Raw genomic sequence first — 10,005 nt, forward strand, 5'->3', positions numbered from 1 at the left:
TCGGACTCGACGGCCTGGCGGGGGGCCTCCGCCGCAATGCGGACCCCGCGCCGCCTGGGGCCGTCGGCGCCGGGCCCGGCGTCCCGCCGGTCACCGCCCGAGGCGCCGCGGCGGCCGAGGGGCCGCAGCGACGTCCACATGGCGTGGAAGGACGTGCTCACGCGTCGTCGCCCTCGCGCATCGGGACGCGGACGCCCTTCTCGTCGGCGACCCGCTCGGCGATGTCGTAGCCGGCGTCGACGTGGCGGATGACGCCCATGCCGGGGTCGTTCGTCAGCACGCGGCGGATCTTCTCGCCGGCGAGCTTGGTGCCGTCGGCCACCGAGACCTGGCCGGCGTGGATGGAGCGGCCCATGCCGACGCCGCCGCCGTGGTGGATCGACACCCAGGAGGCGCCGGAGGCGACGTTGACCATGGCGTTGAGCAGCGGCCAGTCGGCGATGGCGTCGGAGCCGTCGAGCATGGCCTCGGTCTCGCGGTACGGGGAGGCCACGGAGCCGCAGTCGAGGTGGTCGCGGCCGATGGCGAGGGGCGCGGCGAGGGTGCCGTCGGCGACCATGTCGTTGAACATGGCGCCCGCCTTGTCGCGCTCGCCCTGGCCGAGCCAGCAGATGCGGGCGGGCAGGCCCTGGAAGTGGACGCGCTCGCCGGCCATCTTGATCCAGCGGTGCAGGGACTCGTTCTCGGGGAAGAGGTCGAGGATCGCCTTGTCGGTCTTGGCGATGTCGGAGGCCTCGCCGGACAGGGCGGCCCAGCGGAACGGGCCCTTGCCCTCGCAGAACAGCGGGCGGATGTAGGCGGGGACGAAGCCGGGGAAGGCGAAGGCGCGGTCGTAGCCGGCCAGCTGGGCCTCGCCGCGGATGGAGTTGCCGTAGTCGAAGACCTCGGCGCCGGCGTCCATGAAGCCGACCATGGCCTCGACGTGCTTCGCCATGGACTCGCGCGACCGCTGGGTGAAGCCGGCCGGGTCCTTGGCGGCGGCGTCGGCCATGTCCTCGAAGGCGACGCCCACGGGCAGGTAGGACAGCGGGTCGTGGGCGGAGGTCTGGTCCGTGACGATGTCGATCGGCGCGCCCTCGGCCAGCATCTGCGGGAGCAGCTCGGCGGCGTTGCCGAGGAGGCCGATGGAGAGCGGCCTGCGGGCGTCGCGGGCCTCGGTGGCCAGCTGGAGGGCGTGGGCCAGGTTGTCGGCCTTCACGTCGAGGTAGCGGTGCTCGATGCGGCGCTCGATGGCGCGCGGGTCGCAGTCGATGCAGATCGCGACGCCGTCGTTCATGGTGACGGCGAGCGGCTGGGCGCCGCCCATGCCGCCGAGGCCGGCGGTGAGGGTGATGGTGCCGGCCAGGGTGCCGTCGAACTTCTTCGCGGCGACGGCGGCGAAGGTCTCGTAGGTGCCCTGGAGGATGCCCTGGGTGCCGATGTAGATCCAGGAGCCGGCGGTCATCTGGCCGTACATGGTGAGGCCGAGCTGCTCCAGGCGGCGGAACTCCTCCCAGTTGGCCCAGTCGCCGACGAGGTTGGAGTTGGCGATGAGGACGCGCGGGGCCCACTCGTGGGTCTGCATGACGCCGACCGGGCGGCCGGACTGGACGAGCATGGTCTCGTCCGCCTTGAGGGTCTTCAGGGTGCGGACCATGGCGTCGAAGGAGCGCCAGTCGCGGGCGGCCTTGCCGGTGCCGCCGTAGACGACGAGCTTGTCGGGGTGCTCGGCGACCTCGGGGTCGAGGTTGTTCTGCAGCATCCGGAGGGCGGCCTCCTGCTGCCATCCCAGGGCGCTCAGTTCCGTACCGCGCGGGGCCCGTACGGGGCGGGGTCCTGACATGGCGATGCCTCCTCGGCTCGTCGGCTATTCATTCAGGTATTCACATCCTGAGCGACTGAATAGTCTTAGTCAACAGCTGCGGGGCGGACCCGCCCGGTGGTGGGATGAACGCATGACTTCGACCCGTCGGGAGCACGCTCGCGACCAGGCCGTCCGCGCCGCCGTCGAGCAAGGCCTCCTGTCCGCCGCCGAACCCGTCGTCGCCCTCCTCGACACCGCCGGCATCCGCGCCTCCGCCGCCGCCCTGACCAGCGCCTTCGCCGCCGTCACCGACGCGCCGGTGCTGCACGCCTTCGCCGTCAAGGCCTGCCCGCTCGTGCCCGTGCTCCGCCTGCTGCACGAGGCGGGCCTCGGCGTCGAGGTCGCGAGCCCCGGCGAACTGGCCCTGGCCCGCGCGGCCGGCGTGCCGCCCGCCCGCACCGTCCTCGACTCCCCCGCCAAGACCCCCGCCGAGCTGCGCCAGGCCCTCGCGCTCGGTATCGCGGTCAACGCCGACAACCTCCAGGAACTGGCCAGGATCGACGCCCTCGTCGCCTCCGCGCCCACCGCCTCGCCGCTCGGCGTCCGGGTCAACCCCCAGGTCGGCGCCGGGACCATCGGCGCGCTGTCCACCGCGACCGCCACCTCCAAGTTCGGCGTGGCCCTGCGCGACGCGGGGGCCCGGGAGGCCGTCGTCCAGGCGTATCTGGACCGCCCCTGGCTCACCCGCCTGCACACCCACACCGGCTCCCAGGGCATCCCGCTCGCCCTGATGGCCCAAGGCGTACGGGAGGCGTACGAGCTCGCCGAGGAGATCAACACCAAGGCCGGCCGGCAGCAGATCGACACCGTCGACATCGGCGGCGGGCTGCCGGTCAACTTCGCCTCCGACGAGGAGACCCCCACCCACGCCGAGTACGCGGCGCTGCTCGCCGCGACCGCGCCCGGCCTGTTCGACGGGCGGTACGCCCTGGTCACCGAGTTCGGCCGCTCGCTGCTCGCCAAGCACGGCACCGTCCTGGCCCGCGTCGAATACACCAAGACCTCCGGCGGCCGCCCCATCGCCGTCACCCACGCCGGCGTCCAGGTCGCCACCCGCACCGTCTACGCCCCCGAGTCCTGGCCGCTGCGGATCCTCGCCTACGACTCCGAGGGCCGTCCCCGCACCGGCGAGCCCCTCGTCCAGGACGTGGCGGGCCCGGCCTGCTTCGCCGGCGACCTGCTCTGCACCGGCCAGGCCCTGCCGCTGCTGCGCCCCGGCGACGTCGTGGCCGTCCCGGACACCGGCGCGTACTACTTCGCCCACCACTACGCGTACAACAGCCTGCCCCGGCCCGCCGTGCACGGATTCACCCCGACGGACGCGGGCGGCGTCGCCTTCACGACCGTCCGCCGGGCCCAGACGCTCGACGAGATCGTGGCCGAATCGGGCGGCGAGCGCCCCGACGCGCTCGTGCGGCAGCCGCTGCGGGAGTCCGTTCCCGGTGCTCCCATGGAGCCATGACAGCAACCACGACGGTGGTCGTCGAACGCCGGGTCGCCGCCTCCCCCGGCCGGGTCTGGGAATCGATCACCGACCTGCGGAACATGCCGCGGGTGCTCTCCGGCGTCGAGAAGGTCGAGGTGCTCACCGAGGGCGGCTTCGCGGTGGGCACCCGCTGGCGCGAGACCCGCCGGATGATGGGCAAGTCGGCCACGGAGGAGATGACCGTCACCGTCTGCGAGCCCACCGAGCGGTACGTCACGGTCGCCGACTCCCACGGCATGCACTACGTCTCCGAGCTCACCCTCACCCCCGAGGGGCCCGCGGCCTCCGCCACCGCGACCACCCTCCGCATGACCTTCACCGCCCGCCCCGCCCACGACCGCGCCCCCGGCCTGTTCACCCGGCTGGTCAGCCGCCTGGGTGCCCGGGCGGTGGCGAAGGCCCTCGGCAAGGACCTGGACCAGATCGCGCGGGCGATCGAGAGCAGCGGCTGAACGGGCCGGAGCGACGACTGAGCAGTCCTGACAAATTCCTCTGGAAAATGCCAGAACTCCCGCCGACGGCCACGACGTTGAGTAGCGTCACCGTTACTGCCGTACGTCCGCACGCCGCATCGGGAGGGGATCACGCGTGCCCGGAATCGACGAGTGCCTGCTGGAGGCCATGGGCCTGCCAGGGGCACGCGGGGCCTGGCTGGTCGACTGGACCAGCGGTCTGGCCCTCGGGGCGGCGGGCGAGTCCCCGGTCGGCGACCACGAGACCACCGCCGCCGAGAGCGCCGAACTGGCGCGCGCGGCGGCCGAGTTCGAGTCCCCGGCCGGCGACGGCGCCCCACCGGACCCCGCCGTCCCGCCCGTCGAGGACCTGATCGTCACCACCCGCGCCGGCTACCACGTGATCCGCTTCGTCGAGACCGCCTTCGACAGCAGCGTCTTCCTCCACCTCTGGCTCGACCGGAGCACCGGCAACCTCGCCCTCGCCCGCATCCGGCTCGGCGACCTCGCCCAGCGGCTGGTGCTCGGATGACCGCCACCGCCACGGCCACGCCCGTCTCCCCGATGCTCACCCGCCTCGCCGCCGAGAAGGCCACCGGCGCCCTGCTGCGCGACCACGGCACGCTCTACCTCGTCGACGGCCGCGTCGTGCACGCCGAGAGCCCCGACTCCCCCGGCGTCGACGTCCTGCTCACCGCCGCCGGGCGGCTGCCCCGCGAGGGCTGGGACGAGGCCGTCGACCGGGCCGGGGCACGCGGCGCGGTCGGCCGCTTCCTGGTCGACAGCGGCCGGCTGCACGACGGGGAGCTGGAGATATGCCACCTCGGCGCCGTCTTCGACGCGGCCTTCTTCGCCCTCGCGCCCGCCAGCGGCCCGACCCGCTTCCGGTACGGGGTGGGGCACTGGTTCGGCACGGTACGCCCGGTCGACACCGGGGCCGTCGAGCGCGAGACGCTGCGCCGCCGCGAACTCCTCGACAGCGTGTGGCCCTACCCCGCCGTCGACCGCGCGCCCGTGGTGCCCCGGCCCGCCGCCCCCGGCCAGCCGGTCGGCGCCCGCGGGCGGGCGCTGCTCGCGTCGGCCGACGGGGTCCGCACGCCGGCGGACCTCGCCCGGCTGCTCGGCCGGCCCGCGTTCCACACCCTGCTCGACGTCCGGCGGCTCGCCGCGGCCGGCCTGGTCGAGACCCCGCACGAGGCACCGCCGCCGGCCTCGCCCTCCGTCCCCGCGTGGGTGGGCGAGGCGGTCGCCACCCCCGACCCCGACATCGCCCTGCTTCGCCGGCTCCGCGACGCCCTGGAGGCAGCTCTGTGATGAGGCGTGCCCTGCGCCTGCGCGCCGAGAGGAGACAAATGATGACCGCAGAAGCCGAGGTGCTCGTCGAGCTGAGACGGCTGCGGGCCCGGCTGCCGCAGCTCACCGGGGCCCTGACGGCCAGCGCCGACGGCCTCGTCCTGGCCCAGGACGCGGTGGACGGCGAGGCGGAGAGCGTGGCGGCGCTGACGGCCGCCGCGCTCGGCGTCGGGCAGCGGCTCGCCGACACCACCGGACAGGGCGGCTTCCGCGAGCTCCTGGTCCGCGGCGAACACGGCTACGTGGCGACGTACGCGGCGGGCGGCTCGGCCGTCCTGACCCTGCTCGCCGAACCCCGCATCAACGTCGGCCGGCTCCACCTGGAAGCCCGCCGGTCCAGCGCACGGATAGGCGAACTCGTCGACGGCGCCCTGGAACGCAGAGACCCGAACTGACCGAATTCCCCTCTCACGAAGGAAACAGCATGGCGAACACCGAGACCTCCCTCAAGGAAGCGGCCCAGATCGAAGGCGCGATCGGCGCCGCCCTCGTCGACTACACGAGCGGCATGGCCCTCGGCATGATCGGCGGTGGCAAGGAACTCGACCTGACCGTGGCGGCGGCCGGCAACACGGACGTGGTCCGCGCCAAGGTCCGCACGATGGAGATGCTGGGCCTCAACGAGGAGATCGAGGACATCCTGATCACCCTGGGCAGCCAGTACCACCTGATCCGCCTGCTCAAGACCCGGGGCTCGGCCGGCCTCTTCCTCTACCTGGCCCTCGACAAGAACCGCGCCAACCTGGCGATGGCCCGCCACCAGCTCAAGAAGATCGAGGCGGAACTCGAGATCTAGGCCGTCTCTTCCGGATCTTGGCCGGGTCCGCGACGTATCCGGCCCTGATCCGAAAGAAACGGCCTAGTCGACGAACAGGCCCCGCGCCGCCGCCTTCACGTCGAACTCCTCCAGGCGCGCCTGGGCGTCCGGCAGTTCGTCCGCCATCGCCTCCAGGAGCACCCGGCCGAGCAGCATCGGCGCGCAGGCGGTGTCGAAGGCGAGGCCGGTGCCGACGGCGGCCGGGATGAGCAGGTCGCTGTGGGCGGCGACGGGGGCGAACGCGGACTCGGCGACGGTCACCACCGTGAGGCCCGCCGAGCGGGCGTACGCGAGGGCGTCGACGACCTCGCGCGGGTGCCGGGGCAGCGCGAAGCACAGCAGCGCCGAGGCCCCGGCCCGTACGGCCGCGTCGAGGCGGTCGTCGAGCATCGAGCCGCCCTCGTCGAGCAGCCGGACGTCGGGGTGGACCTTGCCCGCGAAGTACGCGAAGCCCCGGGCCTGCGAGGAGGCCGCCCGCAGCCCCAGCACGGGCAGCGGGCGCGAGGCGGCGAGCAGCCGTCCCGCCTGCTCGACGGGCGCGGGGTCGGCGAGCAGCTCGGCGAGGTGCCTCAGGTTCTCGATCTCGCCGAGCACCGCCTGCTGGTACTCGTTGTACGCGGCGTGCTCCTCGGCGACCGCGGGCACGCTTTCCCTCAGGTGCCTGCGGAGTGCCGGGTAGCCGTCGAAGCCCAGGGCCACGGCGAAGCGGGTGACGGACGGCTGGCTCACTCCGGCGAGCTCGGCCAGCTCGACGCTGGACAGGAACGGCACGTCGGCGGCGCGGCGCACCATGCAGTGCGCGATCCGCCGCTGGGTCGGCGTGAGCCGATGCCCTTCGAAGAGCGCCTGCAGCCGTCCGGCCGGGCTGTCGCTCATGCCTGCCGTCCCCCTTCCACCCGTCCGCCTATTCATCCACCTGGAACTCTGCATGAACATATGCAGACAGGCAAGGGACGGCCGGGGACGCGGAGGAAGAGGAGGTTGCGCGGGGACCGCCGCACCCCCGTTTCCGGGGGGCGGGACGACGGCGGTCCCCGCGAGGGACACGGGCCCGGGTCAGGGCCGGTCCGCGTCCGCGGCGTGCGAGGAGTTCCGGGAGCCGCTCCGGAGGTCCGTGACGCCGACGAGGACTACTGTGCCGGTGCCTTGTTAAGCGGGTGCTGCGGGTACGTGTCGCGCTCGTACCGATTGCGCGAACGCGTACCCACCGCGGCGCCGGCGGGGTTGACCGGCCGTCAGTGCTGCTTCGGGCCGCCGCTCGCGGCCAGGAAGGCCAGCAGGTCCTGACGGCTGACCACGTCGGTGGGCTTGCCCTCCACGAGCACGATCGCCGCGTCCGCGTCGCCGAGCACGGCCATCAGGTCCGCGACCGGCTCGCCCGAGCCGACCTGCGGCAGCGGGGAGGACATGTGGTCCTCCAGCGGGTCCTCCAGGGACGCCTTCTGGGTGAACAGCGCGCTCAGCAGCTCGCGCTCGACGACCGAGCCGATGACCTCGGCGGCCATCACGTCGGGGTGGCCGGCGCCCGGCTTCACGATCGGCATCTGGGAGACGCCGTACTCGCGCAGCACCTCGATGGCCTGACCGACGGTCTCGTCCGGGTGCATGTGGACGAGCGAGGGCATGCCGCCCGACTTGTGGCGGAGCACGTCGGCGACGGTCGCGGAGGTGGTGTCCTCCAGGAAGCCGTAGTCGGCCATCCACTCGTCGTTGAAGATCTTGGAGAGGTAGCCGCGGCCGGAGTCCGGCAGCAGGACCACCACGACGTCGTCGGGGCCGAGCTCCCGGGCGACCTCGAGGGCGGCGACGACCGCCATGCCGCAGGAGCCGCCGACGAGCAGGCCTTCCTCCTTGGCGAGGCGGCGGGTCATCTGGAAGGAGTCCTTGTCGGAGACCGCGACGATGCGGTCGGCGACGTTGCGGTCGTAGGCGGTGGGCCAGAAGTCCTCGCCGACGCCCTCGACCAGGTACGGACGGCCGGAGCCGCCGGAGTAGACCGAGCCCTCCGGGTCCGCGCCGATGACCTGCACCTTGCCGCCGGAGGCGTCCTTCAGGTAGTTGCCGGTGCCGGAGATGGTGCCGCCGGTGCCGACGCCCGCGACGAAGTGGGTGATCTTCCCCTCCGTCTGCTCCCACAGCTCCGGACCGGTGGTCTCGTAGTGCGAGCGCGGGTTGTTCGGGTTGGAGTACTGGTCGGGCTTCCAGGCGCCCGGCGTCTCACGGACGAGGCGGTCCGACACGTTGTAGTACGAGTCCGGGTGCTCCGGGTCGACGGCCGTCGGGCAGACGACGACCTCGGCACCGTAGGCCCGCAGGACGTTGATCTTGTCCGTGGACACCTTGTCGGGGCACACGAAAATGCACTTGTAGCCCTTCTGCTGGGCCACGATCGCCAGGCCGACGCCGGTGTTGCCGGACGTGGGCTCGACGATGGTGCCGCCGGGCTTGAGCGCGCCGCTCTCCTCGGCAGCCTCGATCATGCGCAGGGCGATGCGGTCCTTGACCGAGCCGCCGGGGTTGAAGTACTCGACCTTGGCCAGGACGGTCGCCTGAATGCCGGCCGTCACACTGTTGAGCTTCACCAGCGGGGTGTTGCCGACGAGGCTGATCATCGAGTCGTGGAATTGCACCGTAGTCTCCGGGGTCTCCGTAATGGTCCTGCCAGCGTATTCCGTGGGATGCGTAGTCGGAGCCGGTTACGGGGCAGTGAGTAACCGAGACGGCTCGAAGGAGGTGGCGGCCCGATGTCCAGAGCGCGGGTGGCGCGGCGGATCGCGGCGGGAGCGGCGTACGGCGGCGGGAGCATCGGACTGCTCGGCGTGGCCGCCGTCGGGGTGCTCCTGGCGGAGGTCGCCCTGGCCAAGAAGTCGGTGGGGGGCGGCGTGGCACCGCTGCCGCCGGGCGCGGACGGGCGCTACGGGCAGTCCTACGGCTCCGGCGGAGCCGGCGGGCCCGGGGGTGCCGGGGGAGCCGGCGGGCCCGGGGGAGCCGGGGGTGCCGGGGGTGCCGGGCGGCACGGCTATGGCGGCGCCGGCGGCGTGGACGGCGCCGAGCCGCACGGCTCCGGCCGGCACGGCTCCGGCCGACAGGGCTCCGAGCCGCCGCTCCGGCTGGCCCTTCTGGGTGATTCCACGGCGGCCGGCCAGGGCGTGCGGCGCGCCGGGCAGACGCCGGGCGCGCTGATCGCCTCCGGGCTCGCGGCGGTGGCCGAGCGGCCGGTGGACCTGCGCAACGTGGCGCTGTCCGGCGCGCGCTCCGACGACCTGGAACGGCAGGTCTCGCTGCTGCTCGCCGCGCCGACCGGACCGCCGGACGTGTGCGTGATCATGATCGGCGCCAACGACGTCACCCACCGGATGCCGGCCACCCAGTCGGTGCGCTGCCTCGCGGCGGCGGTGCGGCGGCTGCGGACGGCCGGCGCGGAGGTGGTGGTCGGCACCTGCCCGGATCTCGGCACGATCGAGCCCGTCTACCAGCCGCTGCGCTGGCTCGCCCGGCGGGCCTCGCGGCAGCTCGCGGCGGCGCAGACGATCGTGGTGATCGAGCAGGGCGGCCGGACGGTGTCGCTGGGCGACCTGCTCGGGCCGGAGTTCGCGGCGAACCCGCGCGAGATGTTCGGGGTGGACAACTTCCACCCCTCGGCGGAGGGCTACGCGACGGCCGCGATGGCGGTCCTGCCGACCGTGTGCGCGGCGCTCGGGCTGTGGCCGGAGGCCGACCGGATCGACGTGGCGCGGCGCGAGAACATGCTGCCGGTGGCGAAGGCGGCGGCCGAGGCGGCGAAGGAGGCCGGTACGGAGGTCACGGGGGCGCGGGCGCCGTGGGCGCTGCTGAAGCACCGGCGGCGTCGGCGGCTGCCGGTGCCGGACGCTGGTGCGCTGGCGGGCGAGGCGTCCGACGACGTGCCGCTGTCGCGGGAGCCGTGAGGTCGGTACGGGGTCCGGGACCTCCGCGGGGGCAGGGGTGTCCGGACTGCCACCTCCCCTTCGCTTCGCTCGTGGAGGAGGCCTAAACGTCCGGACACCCCCACCCCCGCTCCGGCCCCGGACCCCTC

At 73.5% G+C, this 10,005-nt stretch carries 10 protein-coding genes; 7 read left to right on the top strand and 3 right to left on the bottom strand.

Translation table 11 applies throughout. The features are described 5' to 3' along the window. Positions 1 to 157: 157 nt before the first annotated feature. Entirely contained in the window at positions 158 to 1,822 is a 1,665-nt protein-coding gene (gene hutU / locus ACFVGS_RS37075; RefSeq protein WP_385435728.1) for a urocanate hydratase, read from the bottom strand. Positions 1,823 to 1,934: 112 nt separating this feature from the next. On the opposite strand from hutU, the gene ACFVGS_RS37080 reads away from it, so the two are divergent. The 6 genes from ACFVGS_RS37080 to ACFVGS_RS37105 all read left to right on the top strand — a co-directional run bounded on the left by ACFVGS_RS37080 (position 1,935) and on the right by ACFVGS_RS37105 (position 5,930). Beyond that, positions 1,935 to 3,305: a diaminopimelate decarboxylase gene (locus tag ACFVGS_RS37080; RefSeq protein ID WP_385696856.1), complete on the top strand. Its 1,371-nt coding sequence runs from the start codon at positions 1,935 to 1,937 to the stop codon at positions 3,303 to 3,305. Then, positions 3,302 to 3,781, top strand: coding sequence for an SRPBCC family protein (locus tag ACFVGS_RS37085; RefSeq protein ID WP_385696859.1), 480 nt, complete (start codon positions 3,302 to 3,304; stop codon positions 3,779 to 3,781). The genes ACFVGS_RS37080 and ACFVGS_RS37085 overlap by 4 nt, the downstream gene beginning before the upstream one ends. A 136-nt stretch (positions 3,782 to 3,917) precedes the next feature. Beyond that, complete coding sequence (locus tag ACFVGS_RS37090; protein ID WP_384423249.1) at positions 3,918 to 4,313, top strand: hypothetical protein; 396 nt, start codon at positions 3,918 to 3,920, stop codon at positions 4,311 to 4,313. Next, a complete protein-coding gene (locus ACFVGS_RS37095; protein WP_385696862.1) occupies positions 4,310 to 5,095 on the top strand; it encodes a transcriptional regulator in 786 nt (261 codons plus the stop codon). The genes ACFVGS_RS37090 and ACFVGS_RS37095 overlap by 4 nt, the downstream gene beginning before the upstream one ends. Then, a complete protein-coding gene (locus tag ACFVGS_RS37100) occupies positions 5,095 to 5,529 on the top strand; it encodes a roadblock/LC7 domain-containing protein (RefSeq protein WP_128983634.1) in 435 nt (144 codons plus the stop codon). The genes ACFVGS_RS37095 and ACFVGS_RS37100 overlap by 1 nt, the downstream gene beginning before the upstream one ends. A gap of 29 nt (positions 5,530 to 5,558) precedes the next feature. After that, positions 5,559 to 5,930: a hypothetical protein gene (locus ACFVGS_RS37105; protein WP_384423245.1), complete on the top strand. Its 372-nt coding sequence runs from the start codon at positions 5,559 to 5,561 to the stop codon at positions 5,928 to 5,930. A 63-nt stretch (positions 5,931 to 5,993) separates the two neighbouring features. On the opposite strand, the gene ACFVGS_RS37110 is transcribed toward ACFVGS_RS37105, so the two are convergent. Both ACFVGS_RS37110 and ACFVGS_RS37115 read right to left on the bottom strand, forming a co-directional pair. Continuing rightward, on the bottom strand, positions 5,994 to 6,827 hold the full coding sequence (locus ACFVGS_RS37110) for a MurR/RpiR family transcriptional regulator (protein ID WP_384423243.1): 834 nt from the start codon (positions 6,825 to 6,827) through the stop codon (positions 5,994 to 5,996). Between the two features lie 359 nt (positions 6,828 to 7,186). Further along, positions 7,187 to 8,581 carry a cystathionine beta-synthase gene (locus ACFVGS_RS37115; protein ID WP_384423241.1) on the bottom strand — a complete coding sequence of 465 codons (1,395 nt, stop codon included), beginning with the start codon at positions 8,579 to 8,581 and terminating at the stop codon, positions 7,187 to 7,189. Positions 8,582 to 8,695: 114 nt separating this feature from the next. Here ACFVGS_RS37115 and ACFVGS_RS37120 point away from each other — a divergent pair, with 114 nt between their 5' ends. Then, the gene (locus ACFVGS_RS37120; protein WP_384423239.1) at positions 8,696 to 9,877 is read left to right on the top strand and encodes an SGNH/GDSL hydrolase family protein; all 1,182 of its coding nucleotides are present in this window, start codon (positions 8,696 to 8,698) and stop codon (positions 9,875 to 9,877) included. Positions 9,878 to 10,005: the final 128 nt, after the last annotated feature.

Source organism: Streptomyces sp. NPDC127114 (assembly GCF_042677525.1).
Taxonomy (GTDB): Bacteria; Actinomycetota; Actinomycetes; order Streptomycetales; family Streptomycetaceae; genus Streptomyces.